This is a genomic window from Pusillimonas minor, from assembly GCF_014237865.1.
Lineage (GTDB): Bacteria > Pseudomonadota > Gammaproteobacteria > Burkholderiales > Burkholderiaceae_B > Neopusillimonas > Neopusillimonas minor.
Map to the genome: position 1 here is coordinate 87,099 of NZ_JACJUU010000002.1, position 19,024 is coordinate 106,122.

The window sequence follows — 19,024 nt, forward strand, 5'->3', positions numbered from 1 at the left end:
TATCTCCCGTGAATTCACCCAACGTCGGGCTAACGCTATAATACGCGGTTGGTAGAATATTCAATACGGTAAAAACGTTGAATGCAATGCCCTTTAAGGGGCATGAATTAAGGATACAAGAATGAGTCAGGATAAGTCACAGCACGACGCTGGTGCGGTTGATCTGAACAACCTCCCACCCGATCCGTCGCGCCGTCTTTGGGTTACCACCGCCTGTGCCGTTGGGGGTGTCGCCGGGGTAGCCACCGCAGTTCCGTTCGTCGGCAGCTTTGCTCCGTCAGAAAAGGCAAAAGCCGCTGGCGCTCCTGTCGAACTCGACGTTGCCTCGATCCCGCCCGGCGAAATGCGCACCGTCGAATGGCGCGGCAAGCCGGTTTGGGTGTTGCACCGCACGCCCGCACAGCTCGAAACCCTCAAAGGGCTCGACGGCGAACTGGCCGACCCCAACTCCGACCGCCCTGGCTACACGCCGGCATACGCCAAAAACGAATACCGCTCACGCAAGCCCGAGTACCTCGTTGCGGTAGGTATTTGCACCCACCTGGGCTGCTCGCCCACGCCCGAACTGGCCGCCGGCCCTGGGCCCGGCCTCCCCGCCGACTGGGAAGGCGGTTTCTTCTGCCCTTGCCATGGCTCTGCCTTCGACCTCGCCGGTCGGGTTTACAAAAACAAACCCGCACCCGACAACCTCGAAGTGCCGCCCTATCAGTTTTCGGCCGACGGATCCCGAGTCATCATCGGTGTCGACGACGAGAACCAGGCGTAAGCCATTCAAACTTAATTCATATAGACGCCACAGATAGAAAGGAACCGTTTCCATGGCTGGTGACAAAACCGTCGAAACGACAGGCCTCTTAGGATGGATCGACAAGCGCTTCCCGCTGACTCGATTGTTCAAAGAGCACATGTCGGAATACTACGCTCCCAAAAACTTCAACTTCTGGTACTTCTTTGGTTCGCTGGCACTGCTCGTGCTGGTCATCCAGATTGTCACGGGTATCTTCCTGGTCATGAACTACAAACCCGACGGGAACCTCGCGTTCAATTCCGTCGAGTACATCATGCGCGAAGTACCCTGGGGTTGGCTGATCCGCTACATGCACTCCACCGGTGCGTCCATGTTCTTCGTGGTCGTCTACCTGCACATGCTGCGCGGCTTGTTCTACGGCTCGTATCGCAAACCTCGCGAACTGGTCTGGATCTTCGGCATGGCTATTTTCCTCTGTCTTATGGGCGAAGCCTTCATGGGCTACTTGCTGCCCTGGGGTCAAATGTCCTACTGGGGTGCACAGGTTATCGTCAACCTGTTCTCGGCCATTCCTTTCATCGGCCCCGAGCTCTCCCTCTGGATCCGTGGTGACTACGTTGTTTCCGACGCCACCCTGAACCGCTTCTTTGCCTTCCACGTCATCGCCATTCCGCTGGTGCTTATCGGCCTGGTGGTTGCACACATCATTGCACTGCACGAAGTGGGCTCCAACAACCCCGACGGCGTCGACATCAAAGAAGGCCCGAAAGACAGCAAGGGCCGTCCGGTCGATGGCATTCCGTTCCACCCCTACTACTCGGTGCACGACATCATGGGTGTGGCCGGTTTCCTTATTGTGTTTGCCGCCATTGTGTTCTTTGCCCCTGAAATGGGCGGGTACTTCCTCGAGTACAACAACTTCATTCCGGCCGACCCACTGAAGACCCCTGCACACATTGCGCCGGTCTGGTACTTCACGCCGTTCTACTCCATGCTTCGCGCCATCACCGATGACTTCACATGGGTTCTGGCTGCCGCTTCTGTGCTGGGCGCCATTGCCCTGTTCATCAAGGGCAACCTGCGCGGCCTGTGGCGCATCATCGTCCCGGTCATCCTCATTGTCGTCGCTGTTCTGCTTCGCACCATCGACGCCAAGTTCTGGGGTGTTGTGGCCATGGGCGGTTCGGTCGTCATCCTGTTCTTCCTGCCATGGCTCGACCACTCGCCGGTACGCTCCATCCGCTACCGTCCTACATGGCACAAGTACCTGTACGGCATTTTCATTGTCACCTTCCTGGTGTTGGGCTACTTGGGCACGCAGCCGCCCAGCCCGGTATTCAACCTCATGAGCCAGATCGGCACGCTGATCTACCTGGGCTTCTTCCTGCTGATGCCTGTCTGGAGCCGTATCGGCACCTTCAAGCCAGTCCCAGACCGCATCACGTTCAACGCTCACTAGGCCTTACGACACGGAAAGATTATGATTAAAAAGCTGCTTGGTGCTCTGGCGCTTTCTCTGACTTGCTCGGTCGCTTTCGCGGCGGCCAGCAACTACGAGCTCGACACCGCACCCGACCGAATCAACAACATGGCATCGCTGCAAAACGGCGCCAAACTGTTCGTCAATTACTGCCTGAACTGCCATAGCGCGTCGTCCATGCGGTACAACCGTCTTACCGACATCGGCCTGACCGAAGAAGAAATCAAAAAGAATCTCCTCTTCACGTCAGACAAGGTCGGCGACCTGATGAACATCGCCATGCGACGCGCCGATGGCGCCGCATGGTTTGGCACCGCGCCACCCGACCTGTCCGTCATTGCACGCGCCAAGTCAACCAACCTGGGTCCTTCAGGTGTCGACTATGTCTACACCTTCCTGCGCACGTTCTACCGCGACACATCCAAACTGTCGGGCTGGAACAATGCCGTATTCCCCAGCGTGGCCATGCCTAACGTCCTCTGGCAATTGCAAGGCCCGGTAACGTACACCAACACACTCACTCACCCCGTCGACAAAGACGGCAAGGTTCAGTGGGAACGTGTCGTCACCACATACGACGCCCAAGGTTTCTCCGAATCGAAAACCGAAGCAGTACAGAACTACCGCGGTTCCGAAAAAACAGAAGCCCGGTTCCAGTACACCAGCAATGCCCAGCAAACCCAGTTCGACAACAACGTTGCCGACCTGGCCAACTTCCTGGGCTGGATGGCTGAACCCGACCAACTGCTTCGCAAGAAGATCGGTGTGTGGGTCCTGCTGTTCCTGGGGCTCTTCCTGGTCGTCGCTTGGCGCCTGAATGCCGCCTACTGGAAGCACGTCAAATAAGCGCCAGCTTTATCGCATTCAAGGTAACGGCACCTGGCCGTTACCCTCCCGGAAAATAGGCGTAAAAGTTCTTACGCCTATTTCCCTTTTCTGAGCAACGTTTTCTCTCGCTCCCGTTTTCTTTCAGAGGATCCCTCGCCATGATGGTGCTCTACTCCGGAACTACCTGCCCTTTTTCCCAACGCTGCCGCTTTGTGCTCTTCGAAAAAGGGATGGACTTCGAAATCCGTGACATCGACCTGTACAACAAGCCTGAAGACATTTCAGTCATGAACCCGTACGGTCAGGTACCCATTCTGGTCGAACGCGACCTGGTTCTGTACGAATCCAACATCATCAACGAATACATCGACGAACGCTTCCCGCACCCGCAGCTTATGCCTGCCGACCCGGTCATGCGCGCCCGTACCCGTCTGTTCCTGTTCAACTTCGAGAAAGAACTTTTCATCCACGTTTCCGCCCTCGAGAACCGCGCAGAAACCGACGAGAAAGTGCTCGAAAACGCACGCCAGAACATTCGCGAACGCCTGTCGCAACTGGCCCCCCTGCTGATCAAGAACAAGTTCATGCTGGGCGAAGAATTCTCGATGCTCGACGTCGCCGTTGCACCTTTGTTGTGGCGCCTCGACCACTACGGCATTGAGCTGCCCAAAAACGCAGCGCCCATCCAGAAGTACGCCGAGCGCATTTTCTCGCGCCCGGCCTACATCGAAGCGCTCACGCCGTCTGAAAAAGTCATGCGACGCTAATCGTTATGTCAGAGACCCCGACCAAGCCTTACCTTATTCGCGCGCTTCACGAATGGTGTACCGATAACGGCTACACCCCGCATATTGTCGTGACGGTAGATCAAAATACGATGGTTCCCCGGGCCCACATCCACGACGGGCAAATTACCCTTAATGTGGCCTGGCTGGCTACCAACGGGCTGGTCCTGGGTAATGACTACATCGAATTCCAGGCGCGGTTTGGCGGCGTCAGCGAAGACATCTTCGTACCGGTGGCTGCCGTTTCGGCCATTTACGCCCGCGAAACCGGGGCGGGCATGGGTTTCGAGGTCGAGCCCTCGCTGCCCTACCCCGGTGGCGAGTACGCCGCACCTGCCGCGGCCGACCCATCACCGGCGCAGCTGGCCACCGCCGAAGACCCGCCCCCCGACGACGACCCCAAGCGCCCCCATCTAAAAATTGTCAAATAACGGAGACCCCATGGACGCCAAACTTCTAGACGAACTGTATATCCGCCAAACTATCGAACGCTGGGCCGTATGGCGCGATGCGGGCGACTGGGATCGTTTCGAAACCGTGTGGCACCCCGACGGCGTCATGATGGCCACCTGGTTTCAAGGCCATCACAAAGACTTTATCCGGGTCACCCAAGAGGGCTGGAAAAAAGGCGTCAGCATTTTGCACTTTTTGGGCGGCTCGGCGGTCGACATCAATGGCGACCGTGCCATTGCGCAAACCAAAATGACGATTTCACAGCGCGGCGACGTTGAAGGCGTGTTGTGCGATGTCGTCTGCACCGGTCGTTTTTACGACTTCATGGTGCGCCACGACGGCGAATGGAAAGTATTGCACCGCCAGCCTATCTACGAAAAAGACCGCATCGACCCGGTCGACCCGGCGGCGTCGCTTTCGCTCGACCACACCGCGCTGGCCGCTATGCCGGCAGGGTACCGTCACCTGGCGTACATTCAAACCCGTATCGGCTACAACGTCAAAATGGACATGCCCATGCTGACCGGCCCTGAGGTCGACAACCTGTACCGCCGCGGAGCCAACTGGCTGGCAGGTGGCGACGGCGAATTTCCCAAGTTCTGATTCGGCCCTGGCCAAATAAAAAGCGTGGTGGTTTTAACCCACCGCGCTTTTTTTATGCACCGACTTTATGCACCGGCGTTGCGTATAAGCCCGGCACCGGCATTACGCCTCAGGCAGGGCGCCCTTCAGCCAGCAGGCTTTCTGCATGGCCAAGCTGCGACTTGACGCGCCATTCCATAAAGGTTTTAAGCAGCAGGGTTACCAACGCCATTAAAGCAAGCAACGCGGCAGCGGTAAATGCCGCAGCTGTTTTGTAATCGTTGTTCAGTTGCTCTACCAGTAAGGCCAGCGTCAGCGTCTGGTTCATGATGGTGCCCGAAACCACCGACACCGCGCCAAACTCGCCAATGGCGCGCGCATTCGTCAGTACAACACCATATAGCAGCCCCCATTTGATCTTGGGCAAGGTCACACGCGTAAAGATTTGCCAGCCATTTGCCCCCAGCATCAGCGCGGCCAGTTCTTCGTCTTTGCCTTGCGCCTGCATAAGCGGAATCAAGGTGCGGGCAACATAAGGCGACGTCACAAACACCGTGACCATGACAATGCCAGGCCAGGCAAACATAAGGCGCACGCCTTGGGCCGTGAACCAGCTGCCAATGGCCGACTCGACCCCGTAAACCACCAGGTAGCACAAACCAGCCACGACGGGCGATACGGCGTAAGGAATGTCGATAAGCGTCAGCAAGACTTTGCGCCCACGAAAATCGAAACGCGTCACGCACCAGGCCAAAAGCACACCAAAGACCACGTTAAGCGGAATGGTAAGCAACGCCACCAGTGCAGTCAGACCAATGGCATGCTGCATGAAGTCTTCAGACATATTGGCTTTAAGCAACTGCCACCCGCCCCCCAACGCCTGAATAAAAATCAGCAGCAAAGGCAGCACCAGCAGTACAAACACCACCAGCCAGGTTGCCGCCACCAAGGCATTCTGGGCCGTGCCCTTTAACTTGCGACTCATCATCGCCCCCCTTGCCACGGAAACACACGCCGCTGCAGGTATTGCAGCCCAAACAGAAACGCCAGTGACGCCAGCAGAATGACCGACGCAATCGCCGCTGCGGCGCCGTAATTGAACTCTTGCAACCGAATGAAAATCATCAATGACGCCACCTCGGTTTCGAACGGCATGTTGCCGGCAATCATAATGACAGCGCCAAACTCGCCCAGGCTGCGCACAAAGGCCTGCGATGCCCCGGTAAGCATGGCCGGCGCAAGCACCGGGAACACCACCCGAAACAACGTGGCCAGACGGTTTGCACCCAGCGTACGGGCAGCCTCTTCGTAGTCTGCCCCCAGATCGGCCAATACAGGTTGCACGACGCGCACCACAAAGGGCAAGCTGGTAAAAATCATGGCAATGACAATGCCCGGATAGGCGTAAGCCACCTGCCAGCCCAGCGGTGCCAACCACTGCCCCAGCCAGCCACCGGGCGCCAACAATGTGGCAAGCGTCAGCCCGGCCACCGATGTCGGCAAAGCAAAGGGCAAATCGACCAGGGCATCTACAAGGCGGCGCCCCGGAAACTCGTACCGTGTCACAACCCAGGCAATCAGCAGCCCGATCAACGAAGCCACCACCGTTGACAACAGGGCGCTGCTCAGTGTCACGCGATAACTGGCCACAACACGCGGGTCGGAGATGGCCTGCCAGTACTGCGCCCAGGTCATATCGCTGACGTAAACCAGCAATGCCGACAGCGGCAGCAGTATGACCAACGACAAATAAAAGACACTGAAGCCGAAGCTCAGGCCGAAGCCCGGCAAAGCCGGATGGCTTAAGAAGAACCCGGACGACCAGGGCCGCCCGGCAAAAAGGGTGGTACTGCTCACGATCAGTCTCGCTGGCTCAGCAAGACATCAAGCACGCCGTTTGCCTTGAAATGGGTGTCTTGAATAGACGACCATGACCCGAGCACGTCAACCGGGTTGATCAGCCGCACCTTGGCAAACTGCGAGGCCGTTTCTTTTACCACTACCGGGTCGTTGACACGATAATTAAACGTTGTCAGCAAACGCTGAATGTCTGTGGTGTACTGAAACGCCAGATACTCGCGCGCAAGGTCTCGCGTGCCTTTGGCATCAACAACCCGATCCACCACCGCAACGGGGAACTCGGCCAGCACGCTTACCGGCGGCACAACGACTTCGAACCCCTGCGCTTTGAAGTCTTCGCCATTGGCAATGTTGATCACCTCGGACTCGAACGTCAGGAGGACATCGCCCTGACCATTTTGCGCAAAGGCAACCGTGGCGCCGCGGCCGCCGGTAGGAAAACTGGCGACGTTATGCAACAGCTTGCGCACAAAACCCCGAACCTGCTCGTCGTTACCGTTGAACTTTTCGTGGGCATACAACCAGGCGCCCAAATAGGTATAGCGGGCGTTACCCGAGGTCTTGGGGTTGGGAAACACGACTTTTACGTCGTCGCGAACCAGGTCGGACCAGTCTTTGATGTTCTTGGGATTACCGGCACGAACCAGAAACGCAATGGTGCTGTGATAAGGCGAGCTGTCGTTGGGAAAAGCCTTGCGCCAGTCTTTATTGACCAGGCCGCGCTCGGCCAGAAAGTCGATATCGGTGACCTGATTGAACGTTACCGTATCGGCCTGCTTGCCCTGATAAATATCTTGCGCCTGACGCGAGGTACCGGCAAAAGATTGGTCGATTTTGACGGCCTGGCCGGTCTTCTGCTGCCAGTACGCCACAAACTTGGGGTTAACCGCCGCAAAGGTTTCACGGGCAACGTCAAACGATGCATTCAGCAATGTCGTTTGCGCCGACACCGACCCCGCGCCCGCCAACACACCGGCCAGCGCCAACACTACCATCCCGGACTTCTTCCACATAATCTTCATCCTGTTTCCTACGGCACCCGCAAAAGGCGGGCCCCTGACTGATGGGATTGATTATGTGGGGCCGGCAAAATATACAGAACGAATTTTTCTGAATGCCTTAATAGGCAATACTTATTAGGCGGGCGCCCCCGGCTGCGCAACGCCCCGGCCGCGACGTGGCTTGAGCAACACAAAAAGCAGGCCGTTTGCAAAACAAATTTTATTTTCGTAGTAGAATAGCAGTCTTGCCGGTTTAGCTCAGTTGGTAGAGCAGCGCACTTGTAATGCGAAGGTCAACAGTTCGAATCCGTTAACCGGCACCAACATTAAAAGACCTGACTTGCTCAGGTCTTTTTCTTGGCTCTTCCCCATTATCGGGGGATACGCACTCACTAGATACGGTTAATCACACCGTTCCAACCGCACTGGGCCAAGACCCGCATACGGTAATTTTCAAAGTTCCTGAATCCATACGCACGGCGTGAGAGCATCTCCATTTTATTGTGGAAGCCCTCGGTGATGCCGTTGGATTTGGTAAAGCGCCACATTCTCACGATCGGCTCGAGCCACGCCCTGAGCGTTTGGGCCAATGCTCGCGCCGGGCTCTGTTCAAATTGCTCAATCAGGCTCAGGAGCTGAGGCATCATTTTCTGAGCCCGCTTTCTGGTCAGGCTTTTCATCACCAGGAACCCATTCAGTTGCTGCTTGGCAAAGTACAGCGCTTTAAGTACCGGCTCTTGAGCCAAATACTGGCGCAAATTCTCCTTCTGTACCGCACTCAGCTTCCAGTGATGACGGCGCATCAGACTTAGCAGCCCACGGTTCTTGCGACCTTCCGGATCGTACTGCTGCCACAGCTTCAGAAAGTGCTGATTGACCAGGCGCACGACATGGAAGCGGTCGGCCACAATCATGGCATTGGGAAAGTACTGCTGGGCGATTCGGCGATACGTCTCAGACAGACCCATCACAATAACGCGCAGGCTGCTCCCCCTGCGCGCACAGGTGTGCCACGCTATGCTGGCATTGCGGTCAATGAGGTCGTGCGTCCCTTTCGCTCGTCGTAAATCCACTTGGCCACGGTGCGTGGGGCCATGAAAACTTGTGCGGCGATGGCTTGTGCTGCAGCTTCGACGCTCGAATAGTTTCGAGAGGTGTAGAGCTCGATGGCACGCACTCGAGCGGCATGGTTGGTTTTGTGTTTTTCGATGGCAGCGGCTTGTGCTTGCAATGAGATACGCGTCTTAACGGCAGTTTTGAGTTCATCTTCCGCGCTGGGAATCAGGATCACCGACAGGCGGTTGTTGTTGTGCTGCTCGAACAATTTTTCGGCCACGCAGATGGCTTCCATGGCATCAATGACGTATTTGCCTGCGTACATTAATTGGCGCTCGACGGATGCTGATTCAGAAACATCTTTGACGTGATGGCCGATCACATCAAGGTCTGGCTGAATCGACAACAAAGCGTCTACGACCTGCCACAAGGCCAGCACTGCAATCGCGTGGTGTTGGTTTGGAAATGCCTTACCTGTAGGTGGCTGAACATCGTAGGCAGAGATGAATTCGCTCAACCATTTCGCATCGCTGTGCATGCCGCGCGTAACTGGTGATTCGCCCTCGCTCAGTGCATCCTCGTGGGCTCTGCTCAATCCACTGTTGATCATCCACTCAATGGACTCTGCCAACTGAATGATTTGTTCGATGGATGCTCCATGCAGCAATGTGCGAGCGCGCTCTGCAATGTCCCTCAGCGCAAAAAACGGAACCAATGGCACTGTGCCAGTGAATGGGTGAAATTGATTGAATTGGCGGAAGTAAGGCATGAATGGCGACGAGTTTGGATGTCATAAACCGGGGTTGGTTTTTTGAGAATATCAACGGGAAATGAGGGCGACAAACCACGCTTTACCCGCCATTTCTCCGACTTACCTGTATCCGCGCCACTTCACGCTTAAACCCACCCACCACGACCAGGCCGCCTGTGACGGTTGTGATGGTCGTGACGATGGATTTCTATTGTTAAACCTTCGGCGCACACATATACGCCATGGCGCAGGATCATCACGCCGGGACACATCGCGTGTCTCACGCATGCAGTCATGGATGTTTGAACGTTCTCAGCGGTGTTAAGTGTCGGGGTGTGACGATGAAGGCTGTGGGGTATATCGTCGTCTTGGCAAGGTTAAACAATGGAGAAAAACCGTCACCACCGTCACAACCATCACCGAAAACGATGTGTTGTGACGGTGGCGACAGTCGTGATGGTTGATTCCTATTGTTTAGGGTGCTGGAAACGCACACACACCCGTGCCGGGGCACCATTACGCGGATTTTTGGGTCCTTCCCGGCCAAAGTCCTATGCGGGGGGCAAGAGCCCGAGATTTCGCTACTGGTAGCCCTGAAATTCGGGTTTGCGGTTTGCACCGGGTTCGCACCCGTGGTGGCATGTGGAAGTCGCAGAAATCCGTCGTGATTTGCTGACCAGATCCCCAGTTGATGATAATCCTCCTCTGTTAGACTGATAACGATTTAAGACGATTTAAATGATTTATGTTGAGCGCCACTGCCATGAGTTCTGAACCTTGGGTTACTGCGATCGATGTCGCCCGGCATCTGGGCGTGGTGAAGGACACCTTGTACCGCTGGCGCGAACGCAAAGGCTTGCCTGCGCACAAGATCGGTCGGCTGTGGAAATTTCAACTTTCCGAAGTTGATAAATGGGTACGTGCAGGTGGTGCAGACGAGAACGCTGCTCCAGATGAACTGGATTCCAGACGTCATGGCTCAGGAGGATGAATGGATAAGTACCAACTCAGTGAGCGCGACATCTGCACCAAGTTCATCACACCGGCAATTCAGCATGCTGGGTGGCAACAGCATCAGTTTCGTGAAGAGGTGAACCTCACCGATGGCCGTGTGATCGTGCGCGGCAAGCTGGCGTCTCGTATCAAGAACCCCGATGCCAAGGGTGGTCCCAAGCGGGCTGACTTCGTTCTTTACGGCCGCCCCAACGTTCCCATTGCCGTTGTAGAAGCCAAACAGGCCAAGTTTTCTGTCGGCCACGGAATGCAGCAAGCACTGGCCTACGCCGAAATGCTCGATGCCCCATTCGCCATCAGCAGCAATGGCGATGGCTTTCTGCTGCACGACCGCACCGGTCTGACCCAGCCGATTGAGCGAGAGCTATCGCTCACCCAGTTCCCTTCGCTGCATGACCTATGGCTGCTTTACCAGCAGTGGAAAGGCTTGGCCGAAGCCTCTGCCGTCAAACTGGTTGAACAGCCGTTCTATTCCGATGGCAGTGGCAAAGAGCCGCGTTATTACCAGCGCGTCGCCATCAACCGTGCCATAGAAGCAATCGCCAAAGGGCAGCAGCGCGTGCTGCTGGTGATGGCTACCGGTACAGGTAAGACCTACACCGCCTTCCAGATCATCTGGCGGCTTTGGAAGGCCAAGGCCAAAAAACGCATCCTTTTCCTAGCAGACCGCAACATCCTCGTTGATCAGACCATGCAGCAGGATTTCGCGCCGTTCGGGGAGGTGATGCACAAGGTCATCAACCGCGAGGTCAAAAAGAACTACGAAATCTATCTGGCGCTCTATCAGGCCGTGACGGGGCGTGAGGAATGGAAGCAGATCTACCGCCAGTTCCCTGTGGACTTTTTCGACTTGGTGGTGATCGACGAATGCCACCGTGGCAGTGCCCCCGATGATTCGGCCTGGCGCGATGTACTCGACTATTTCACCAGTGCCACCCACTTGGGCCTGACCGCCACACCGAAGGAAACCAAGGACGTTAGCAACATCACCTACTTTGGCGACCCGGTCTACACCTACTCACTGAAGCAAGGCATTGAAGACGGCTTCCTCGCACCCTACAAGGTGATCCGCATCGCCACCGATGTCGATGCAGTGGGATACACCCCAGAGAAGGGCAAGGTCGACAAGTTGGGCCAAGCGGTCGAGCAGCGCCAATACAACACCAAGGATTTCGACCGCAATCTGGTGCTGGAAAAACGCACCAAGCTCGTCGCCAGCAAGGTCTGGGAATACCTCAAAGCCACCGACCCGATGTCCAAATCCATCGTTTTCTGCGATGACCAGGATCACGCCGAACGCATGCGGCAAGAGTTGGTCAAGCTCATTCCGGCCGCCGCCAGCAACCGCCGTTACGTCATGCGCATCACCGGCGACGACAACGAAGGCAAGGCGCAGCTCTCCTACTTCATCGATAACGATGAGCCATACCCGGTCATTGCCACCACCTCCAAGTTGCTCACTACCGGCGTGGACGCAAAAACCTGCAAGCTCATCGTGCTGGACCAGAACATCAACTCGATGACCGAGTTCAAGCAGATCATTGGCCGTGGCACCCGTCTGCGCGAGGACTACCAGAAGCTGTACTTCACCATCATGGATTTCAAAGGCGCCACGCGCCTCTTCGCCGATCCGGATTTTGACGGCGAACCTGTAGTGATCTACGAACCCAAGCCAGACGACCCGGTAGTACCGCCGGAGATCACTGAAGTGCCAGGCACCGGCGAACCCGAACCGCCGCCTTATGGACCTAGCCCCACCGGTGGTGATGACACGCCACCCGGCGGCGATACGGGAGGTGGCGGCGGCAGTGGCGAAGGACGCGTCAAATACGTGATCGACGATGTCAATGTGCGCGTGGCGGTCGAGCGATCCCAGTACCTGGATGCTGACGGCAAGCTCATCACCGAGGATTACCGCGTACTGCTGAAGGACGACATCAAGAAAACGCTGCGTGCCGAATTCGGCAGCATGACCGACTTCCTGCGCCGCTGGAAAAGTGCAGAGCGCAAGCAAGCTGTACTAGCAGAACTGGCCGATTACGGGGTGCCGCTCGAAATCCTGCAGCAGGCCGTGGCGAACGGCAGCGAGCTTGATGTGTTCGATCTGGTCGCCCACGTCGCCTTCGACCAAAAGCCACTCACCCGCCGCGAGCGTGCCAACAACGTCAAGAAACGCAACGTGTTTGGCAAATACGGCGAGCAGGCCCGGGCCGTGCTTGAAGCCTTTTTGGAAAAATTCGCCGACCACGGCGTGCAAGACATCGAAGACGCCAAGGTGCTGGAGCTGCCGCCCTTTGACCAGTTCGGCAGCAAAACTCAGATCCGGCGCGGCATTTTCGGCAGCGTCGAGCAATACACCCAGGCCGTGCAAGAGCTTGAACAAGCGCTCTACGAGCAGAACGAACTGAAACAGGCCTGATTTCGAATCAGGCTTCATGAATCGAGAGCAACAAGATGAATCTCAGCAGCACTATCAAGTCCATCCAGGACATCATGCGCAAGGACGACGGCGTCGACGGCGACGCCCAGCGCCTGGGCCAACTGACCTGGATGCTCTTCCTCAAGGTATTCGACCAGCGCGAAGAAGAATGGGAAGACGACAACGTCGCTTATCAGTCGCCGCTGCCGGAGCGCTTCCGCTGGCGCAATTGGGCGGCTCAGGTCGCTGGCGCGGATGGTAAAAAAGCCCCACAAAAGACTCCCACCGAAATCGTTGGCTTCGTCAACAACGAATTGTTCCCGGCGCTGAAAGACCAGATCGACGCCGACCGCAGCCCCCAGCACAAAGTCATTCGCGAAGTCTTTCGTGATGCCAACAACTACATGAAGTCCGGCCCGCAGATGCTGGCCGTGATCGAAAAGCTGGAAGACGCCGTCAACTTCCACGACTTCAAAACCCGCGCCAGCCTGGGCGATGTCTACGAACAGATGCTCAACGACCTGCGCGGCGCGGGCAATGCGGGCGAGTTCTATACCCCGCGTGCCATCACCGCCTTCATGGCCGACCGCGTCAACCCGAGCCTGGACAACCGCGAAACCGTGATGGACCCAGCATGTGGCACCGGCGGCTTCTTGACCGCCGCCATCGACCATTTTCGTAATCAGCTCACCACCAAATCCAGCGCCGAAGACAAACGCGCGATTGAAGACCTGATCCACGGAATCGAGAAAAAGCAGCTGCCCCACCTGCTGTGCACCACCAACATGCTGTTGCACGGCATTGACGTGCCCAGTCAGATCGAGCACAAAAACACGCTGGGCATTGGCTGGAACGAATGGAGTGCCAACGACAAGGTAGATTGCATCATCACCAACCCCCCGTTTGGCGGCTATGAAGATGATGGCGTCGGCAATGACTATCCGGCCGACCTGCGCACCCGCGAAACCGCCGACATGTTCATGGCGCTCATCATCAAGAAGCTGCTGAAAGAAAACGGCCGCGCCGCCGTGGTGCTGCCAGATGGCTTTCTGTTTGGCGATGGCATCAAAGGCGCCTTGAAAAAGCTGCTGCTACGCGACTGCAAACTGCATACCATCATCCGCCTGCCCAAAGGCGTGTTCGCGCCGTACACCACCATCAAAACCAATCTGCTGTTCTTTACCAAGGGCAGCACAGTGGATGACGGCACCGAGCACTTCCACACCGACACCATCTGGTTCTACGAGCACCCCTACCCAGTGGGCTACAAGAGCTATTCCAAAACCAAGCCCATCCGGCTGGAGGAATTCAAGCTCGAGCAAGACTGGTGGGGATCTGAGGCCAACGACTTTGCCGACCGCGTGGAAAACGAATTCGCCTGGAAGGTGGATTTCAAAACCAAACGCGAACAGGCTGAAGCCGCCGCACAACCCCACTGGCAACGTGCTGAAGAGCTCAACAACCAAGCCGCTGCGCTGGAGGCCGAGGCTCGCGACCTGCGAGCCAGCCTGGTGGGCAGTACCGATGCCGCATGCCGCGAACAAATTGAAACGCAGATTGCCGAGTTACGCGCCCAAGCCGAACCCCTGCGACTGCAGGCGCGGGATGCGCAAGCGGCGGGCGACCGCCTCTACTGGCCCATCTTCAACCTCGACCTCAAAAACCCCACCGCGACGGAAGAAGAAACCCACGACCCGGACCTGCTGCTGGAGAAGTACAAAAAGCTACTGGGCGAAATTGAAGAAACCGAAAACCAGCTCAAAAGCGAACTGGCCGCCGCGCTGGCCCATCACTTTGATGGTGAGGATGCGTAATGGATGCGCAGCAGTTTTTAGCCGAGTTTGGGCATATTGCGAATGCGCCAGGGGGCGTGGCGCGGATGCGGCAGTTGGTCTTCTCGCTTGCATCAGAAGGGAAATTGCTTGCTGACTGCGAGCAACTAGAGTCTACCCACCTCGACGAAGTTGCCGACTTCGTGATGGGGCAAGCGCCCCCTGGCAATGAGTGCAACACAACGGGCAATGGAACTGTCTTCGTCAAAACAGGCGAATTCGGGGATCTTCATCCAGTCGTTCGTGAATGGACAACCAAGCCATTAAAGATGGCGAAGGACGGTGACGTACTGATTTGCGTTGTTGGGGCAACGGTTGGCAAGCTGAACCTTGCAATTGACTGTGCAATTGGCCGAAGCGTAGCGGCGATTCGCCCTCGTGCCGGCCTGACCACCAAATATTTGTACTTCATGTTGATGCCCTTCACCTTGCGACTTCGCAGTGATTCACGTGGATCGGCTCAAGGCGTCATAGGCAAGGCCGAGCTTTCGGCGGTTAAGTTGCGAGTTCCGAGCGACGAAGAACAATCCCGCATCATCGCCAAAGTCGATGAGCTGATGGCCTTGTGCGACAAGCTGGAGGCGCAGCAGCAAGACCGCCGCAAACTTCAAAACGCCCTGCGCCAGTTCACCCTGCAAGCCGTCGCCAGCGCTACCAGCCCGCACGAGCTGCAAACCACCTGGGCTCGCCTGGCTGACAACTTTGGACGACTGTTTCATGCGCCGGCGGATGTGGATGACGTTGCCGCTGAGCTGAAAAATCTTGCAGTTCGCGGCCTGCTTGCGGAAGCGTCAGCAACCTCGCCAGACCTTGCTGCCATCAAAGCGGATTGCTCGCAATTACGTGCGCAGTACATTGCAGACGGCTTGATGCGTCGCCAGAAGTTGGTCGGCATGGCTGAGTGCGAGGAGAGCTATCCCGATCATTGGGCGGTCACAGCTTTCGATGAAGTGGCGGTCGTTATTGGTGGCGTGACCAAAGGGCGCGACCTTCGTGGCAAGCAGGTGATTGTCTGCCCATATCTGGCTGTGGCCAACGTTCAGCGCGGGCATTTCAAACTCGAAGGATTGAAGTCGATTGAGATTTCCGCTGACGAGCTGGCGAAATACCAAGTTCGCGAAGGCGATCTTCTAATCACAGAGGGCGGCGATTGGGATAAAGTTGGGCGCACCGCAATTTGGCGTGACGGTGTAGCAAACTGCCTTCATCAAAATCACGTATTCAAGGCCCGGGTCCCCAGCAAGCAACTGCTCAGTGAATGGGTTGAATTGGTTTTCAACTCGGGCGTCGGACGAAACTATTTTGCGGGTGCGTCTAAGCAGACGACAAACCTTGCGTCGATCAACATGACGCAGCTTCGCAGCTTTGCGCTGCCCATTCCCCCATTGGACGAACAGCATCGTATTCTGTCTGCGCTGTCCAAACTGACTGCTCACTGTAACGAATGGCGTCGTCAGTTGGAGCGCAAGCAGGCACTGTCAGCACTTCTTGCCACTACCGTTGTTTCCGGCTTTACCGGCATCAATGTTGAACAACAAGATGATGCCTTGGCGAATACCGATCAAAACATTGAGCTGGAGGAAATTAGCGAATGAAACTCCGCCGCCTGCGCATTCACAATTTCCGCTCGATCATTGATGCCGAAATCGAGGTGCACGACTACACCATGATTGTCGGTGCCAACAACGCGGGCAAAAGCAATGTGCTGGCGGCGCTGCGGGCGTTTTACGAAGACGTGAAATGGTCCGCCGAAGACGTGCCTAAAGTGGGCAAGAGTTCCGACGAGACATGGGTCGAGTTGGCATTTGTGCTGACCGATGCGGAATGGAGCAGCCTGGCGGACAAGTACAAAGAGGGCGTGGCCGACCAGACCCTGACGGTACGCCGCTACTTTGTCTCCAAGGATCGCGTCAAAACCAATCAGAGCAACATCTACGGTTTGGTCAAGGGTGAGCCAGAGGACGCCCTTTTTTACGGTGCCAAGAACATCGGCACCGCCAAGGTGGGGCGCGTCATCTACATCCCCGCGCAGACGACGGCCGCCGACCAGATGAAAACCTCCGGCCCGTCACCACTGCGCGACATGCTTAATTTCATGCTCAAACGCGTGGTGTCGGAAAGCGCTGCCTACAAAGCCGTAGAGGAAGCGTTTGGAAAACTCAATGTTGAAGCCCGTGGCGACGATGGTTTCCTCGCCAAGATCGCCAAGCCGATCAATGACGCTATCGGCCACTGGGGCGTGCGCTTTGATATGTCGGTCAATACGGTGTCGCCCGACGACATCACCAAAAACCTGGTCAAGCACGCGTTTGCCGATGCCATGTTGGGTGACGCTGCGTTTGCACTGGACCGCTATGGGCACGGATTCCAACGCTCATTTTTGTATGAGTTGATCAAGCTCGCCCCCTCGTTTGCCGACACCAAAACGAGCGAAAAAAAGGAATTTGATCCGGACTTCACGCTGATTCTGTTTGAGGAGCCCGAGGCCTTTCTGCATCCGGCCCAACAGGAGAACATGGCTTTTCACCTGCGTCGCCTGGGCGCGGGATCTGGGCAGCAGGTTGTCATCACCAGTCACTCGCCCATTTTTGTGGGCAAGGTGGCCGATGATCTTTGCCAGATCGTCCGAGCGCGGCGCGAAGGCGGAATCACGGCCTTGGGGCAGATCGGTAGGGCGGTCGCCAAGGACGTCTTTGCAGAAGGGCTGGCGTTTCGGAAGTGCTTGGAAGGCTTTGTGAATGACACTGCAATTCATGACGAGCAGAAGAAGGATGCCCGGGGTCTCCTGAAAGCAGCGCAACCCGACGAGGAAATCGCCACACAGGAAGAACGCTTCCGGTATCAGTTGTGGCTGGATTCCGAACGCGCCTCGATGTTCTTTGCCGATCGCGTGCTGCTGGTCGAAGGGGCCACGGAAAAAGCGCTGTTCGGTTGGCTGCTGGCGCGGGACTGGCATGAACTGACCCGATACCGCATCGCCGTGGTCGATGTGATGGGCAAGTTCAACTTCCACCGCTACACGGCGCTGCTGGAGCAGTTCGGCATTCCCTACGGTCTGATGCTTGACGACGATCAGGACAAGCAGCACCACAAGGCGGTCAACGAAATGCTGCGCAATCAGACTGGGCAGCATCGCCTTGCGCCATCCGTGTTCATCCCGACGCATATGGAGTCCTTCCTTGGCAAGGCATTGCCGGGGCGCAATGACCAAAAGCCAGTGCAGGTCCTCCGTGAGCTTGAATCAGGTGGTCTGGCGGCCGACAAACTCACAGCGCTGAAGGCCAAGTTCTGCGAGGCGTTGGCGCTCGCCAACAAGACTGGTGCTCCCGATGCGCCGCTCGGCAGCCCGCTTCCCGCTTTCCTGAATCCAGGGAGGGCAGTTTGATGGTCTTCAGCGCTACTTGGTTTCTTTTGGAGCAAGAGGGTCTACTGGCTCAGGCCTGCCTGTGCAATGGCCTGACTGCCCTGCGGCGCGCCAACCTGGGCGACAAGAAGGGGCTTTTCTATTCGGCATTCTTCGAGCTGTCGATTGGTTTCGAGAGGACGCTGAAACTGGTCTTGATCCTCGACCACATGGCGCGAAACCAACTCACTCCACCCGACAGCAAGACCGTTGAGGATTACGGCCACAAACTCCGCGCACTCTTCGACAGCACCAAGGCAATTTGCACCACGCGTGGCGTGACCGCGCTGGATGCATTTCAGTCGGATTCATTGCCAATCGCCATCTTGGGATTTTTGGATGATTTCGCACATCCGGGCGGACGCTATTCCAACATCAACAAGTTGACAGGCCACAAACATCAGTCGATGGCCGACCCCATCGTGCAGTGGGGCGAAATTGCCAATCGGATCATGGGCGGGCACGTTACACCCCGTGAGCGCAAACGTGCTGAATTGAATGGGCAAATGGCAAATGTCGCATTCGGTAATGCGGCGGCTAGCCTGATCAGTGACCTCAACCAGCAGTTGATGGGTGTGGCATCGTTGCACGTTCGCGCCTCCGAACTCGATACGGCCGCCAAGCACGCTGTCTACGCACTGGTGACATTGATCGCTGCACTGCGCGAAGTGATCGACTCGCTGTGTGACAGTGCTTGGAAAGCCAGTCCTGCTGGCCGGTCGGGTATGCCTGACGTACCAGATATGAAGGAGTTCTTTCAGTTTGCCTGGGCGGACAGGCAGTACGTGATGCGAAAGCGGATGTGGCCCTGA

17 protein-coding genes and 1 tRNA gene are annotated in these 19,024 nt (G+C 56.7%); 13 read left to right on the plus strand and 5 right to left on the minus strand.

The features are described from left to right. Window positions 1-121 precede the first annotated feature (121 nt). The 6 genes from petA (at window position 122) to GTU67_RS03185 (ending at window position 4,897) form a co-directional block, all read left to right on the plus strand. Window positions 122-766: a ubiquinol-cytochrome c reductase iron-sulfur subunit gene (petA, locus tag GTU67_RS03160; protein ID WP_185778728.1), complete on the plus strand. Its 645-nt coding sequence runs from the start codon at window positions 122-124 to the stop codon at window positions 764-766. Window positions 767-818: 52 nt separating this feature from the next. After that, window positions 819-2,207: a cytochrome b gene (locus GTU67_RS03165; RefSeq protein ID WP_185778729.1), complete on the plus strand. Its 1,389-nt coding sequence runs from the start codon at window positions 819-821 to the stop codon at window positions 2,205-2,207. Window positions 2,208-2,228: 21 nt separating this feature from the next. After that, window positions 2,229-3,074 carry a cytochrome c1 gene (locus GTU67_RS03170; RefSeq protein ID WP_185778730.1) on the plus strand — a complete coding sequence of 282 codons (846 nt, stop codon included), beginning with the start codon at window positions 2,229-2,231 and terminating at the stop codon, window positions 3,072-3,074. A gap of 140 nt (window positions 3,075-3,214) precedes the next feature. Beyond that, window positions 3,215-3,823, plus strand: a complete 609-nt coding sequence (locus GTU67_RS03175; RefSeq protein WP_093970934.1) for a glutathione S-transferase N-terminal domain-containing protein — start codon at window positions 3,215-3,217, stop codon at window positions 3,821-3,823. Between the two features lie 5 nt (window positions 3,824-3,828). Beyond that, a complete protein-coding gene (locus tag GTU67_RS03180; protein WP_185778731.1) occupies window positions 3,829-4,272 on the plus strand; it encodes a ClpXP protease specificity-enhancing factor in 444 nt (147 codons plus the stop codon). Window positions 4,273-4,282: 10 nt separating this feature from the next. After that, window positions 4,283-4,897, plus strand: coding sequence for a nuclear transport factor 2 family protein (locus GTU67_RS03185; protein ID WP_185778732.1), 615 nt, complete (start codon window positions 4,283-4,285; stop codon window positions 4,895-4,897). Window positions 4,898-5,006: 109 nt separating this feature from the next. Here the strand turns inward: GTU67_RS03185 and cysW are convergent, their stop codons facing one another. Genes cysW through cysP form a run of 3 tightly spaced genes read right to left on the minus strand, consistent with a single transcriptional unit; the run spans window position 5,007 to window position 7,749 of the window. Then, the gene (gene cysW, locus GTU67_RS03190) at window positions 5,007-5,861 is read right to left on the minus strand and encodes a sulfate ABC transporter permease subunit CysW (RefSeq protein ID WP_185778733.1); all 855 of its coding nucleotides are present in this window, start codon (window positions 5,859-5,861) and stop codon (window positions 5,007-5,009) included. Beyond that, complete coding sequence (gene cysT, locus GTU67_RS03195) at window positions 5,861-6,733, minus strand: sulfate ABC transporter permease subunit CysT (RefSeq protein ID WP_185778734.1); 873 nt, start codon at window positions 6,731-6,733, stop codon at window positions 5,861-5,863. The genes cysW and cysT overlap by 1 nt, the downstream gene beginning before the upstream one ends. A 2-nt stretch (window positions 6,734-6,735) precedes the next feature. Continuing rightward, window positions 6,736-7,749, minus strand: a complete 1,014-nt coding sequence (gene cysP, locus GTU67_RS03200; protein WP_283245240.1) for a thiosulfate ABC transporter substrate-binding protein CysP — start codon at window positions 7,747-7,749, stop codon at window positions 6,736-6,738. A 235-nt stretch (window positions 7,750-7,984) separates the two neighbouring features. Between cysP and GTU67_RS03205 the strand changes: the two genes are divergently transcribed. Beyond that, window positions 7,985-8,060: transfer RNA gene (locus GTU67_RS03205), tRNA-Thr, on the plus strand. 69 nt (window positions 8,061-8,129) lie between these two features. Here GTU67_RS03205 and GTU67_RS03210 read toward each other — a convergent pair. After that, window positions 8,130-8,810 (minus strand): transposase, encoded by a 681-nt coding sequence (locus GTU67_RS03210; protein WP_346726965.1) that lies wholly within the window; start codon window positions 8,808-8,810, stop codon window positions 8,130-8,132. After that, the gene (locus GTU67_RS03215) at window positions 8,753-9,562 is read right to left on the minus strand and encodes a hypothetical protein (protein WP_185778737.1); all 810 of its coding nucleotides are present in this window, start codon (window positions 9,560-9,562) and stop codon (window positions 8,753-8,755) included. Before GTU67_RS03215 ends, GTU67_RS03210 begins: the two co-directional genes overlap by 58 nt. Before the next feature lie 745 nt (window positions 9,563-10,307). Here GTU67_RS03215 and GTU67_RS03220 point away from each other — a divergent pair. The 6 genes from GTU67_RS03220 to GTU67_RS03245 are packed head-to-tail and all read left to right on the plus strand — an operon-like array spanning window position 10,308 to window position 19,024. Continuing rightward, window positions 10,308-10,535 carry a helix-turn-helix domain-containing protein gene (locus GTU67_RS03220; protein WP_185778738.1) on the plus strand — a complete coding sequence of 76 codons (228 nt, stop codon included), beginning with the start codon at window positions 10,308-10,310 and terminating at the stop codon, window positions 10,533-10,535. Then, the gene (hsdR, locus tag GTU67_RS03225; RefSeq protein WP_185778739.1) at window positions 10,536-12,977 is read left to right on the plus strand and encodes an EcoAI/FtnUII family type I restriction enzme subunit R; all 2,442 of its coding nucleotides are present in this window, start codon (window positions 10,536-10,538) and stop codon (window positions 12,975-12,977) included. 35 nt (window positions 12,978-13,012) lie between these two features. Beyond that, window positions 13,013-14,791 carry a class I SAM-dependent DNA methyltransferase gene (locus GTU67_RS03230; protein WP_185778740.1) on the plus strand — a complete coding sequence of 593 codons (1,779 nt, stop codon included), beginning with the start codon at window positions 13,013-13,015 and terminating at the stop codon, window positions 14,789-14,791. Continuing rightward, window positions 14,791-16,404: a restriction endonuclease subunit S gene (locus GTU67_RS03235; RefSeq protein WP_221893253.1), complete on the plus strand. Its 1,614-nt coding sequence runs from the start codon at window positions 14,791-14,793 to the stop codon at window positions 16,402-16,404. Before GTU67_RS03230 ends, GTU67_RS03235 begins: the two co-directional genes overlap by 1 nt. Then, window positions 16,401-18,194, plus strand: a complete 1,794-nt coding sequence (locus GTU67_RS03240; protein ID WP_185778741.1) for an ATP-dependent nuclease — start codon at window positions 16,401-16,403, stop codon at window positions 18,192-18,194. The genes GTU67_RS03235 and GTU67_RS03240 overlap by 4 nt, the downstream gene beginning before the upstream one ends. Beyond that, window positions 18,191-19,024, plus strand: a complete 834-nt coding sequence (locus GTU67_RS03245; RefSeq protein ID WP_221893254.1) for a hypothetical protein — start codon at window positions 18,191-18,193, stop codon at window positions 19,022-19,024. Before GTU67_RS03240 ends, GTU67_RS03245 begins: the two co-directional genes overlap by 4 nt.

Coding starts and splice junctions, on each gene's coding strand:
- petA (WP_185778728.1), top strand. CDS start 122: ATGAGTCAGGATAAGTCACAGCACGACGCTGGTGCGGTTGATCTGAAC.
- GTU67_RS03165 (WP_185778729.1), top strand. CDS start 819: ATGGCTGGTGACAAAACCGTCGAAACGACAGGCCTCTTAGGATGGATC.
- GTU67_RS03170 (WP_185778730.1), top strand. CDS start 2,229: ATGATTAAAAAGCTGCTTGGTGCTCTGGCGCTTTCTCTGACTTGCTCG.
- GTU67_RS03175 (WP_093970934.1), top strand. CDS start 3,215: ATGATGGTGCTCTACTCCGGAACTACCTGCCCTTTTTCCCAACGCTGC.
- GTU67_RS03180 (WP_185778731.1), top strand. CDS start 3,829: ATGTCAGAGACCCCGACCAAGCCTTACCTTATTCGCGCGCTTCACGAA.
- GTU67_RS03185 (WP_185778732.1), top strand. CDS start 4,283: ATGGACGCCAAACTTCTAGACGAACTGTATATCCGCCAAACTATCGAA.
- cysW (WP_185778733.1), bottom strand. CDS start 5,861: ATGAGTCGCAAGTTAAAGGGCACGGCCCAGAATGCCTTGGTGGCGGCA.
- cysP (WP_283245240.1), bottom strand. CDS start 7,749: ATGTGGAAGAAGTCCGGGATGGTAGTGTTGGCGCTGGCCGGTGTGTTG.
- GTU67_RS03215 (WP_185778737.1), bottom strand. CDS start 9,562: ATGCCTTACTTCCGCCAATTCAATCAATTTCACCCATTCACTGGCACA.
- GTU67_RS03220 (WP_185778738.1), top strand. CDS start 10,308: ATGAGTTCTGAACCTTGGGTTACTGCGATCGATGTCGCCCGGCATCTG.
- hsdR (WP_185778739.1), top strand. CDS start 10,536: ATGGATAAGTACCAACTCAGTGAGCGCGACATCTGCACCAAGTTCATC.
- GTU67_RS03230 (WP_185778740.1), top strand. CDS start 13,013: ATGAATCTCAGCAGCACTATCAAGTCCATCCAGGACATCATGCGCAAG.
- GTU67_RS03235 (WP_221893253.1), top strand. CDS start 14,791: ATGGATGCGCAGCAGTTTTTAGCCGAGTTTGGGCATATTGCGAATGCG.
- GTU67_RS03240 (WP_185778741.1), top strand. CDS start 16,401: ATGAAACTCCGCCGCCTGCGCATTCACAATTTCCGCTCGATCATTGAT.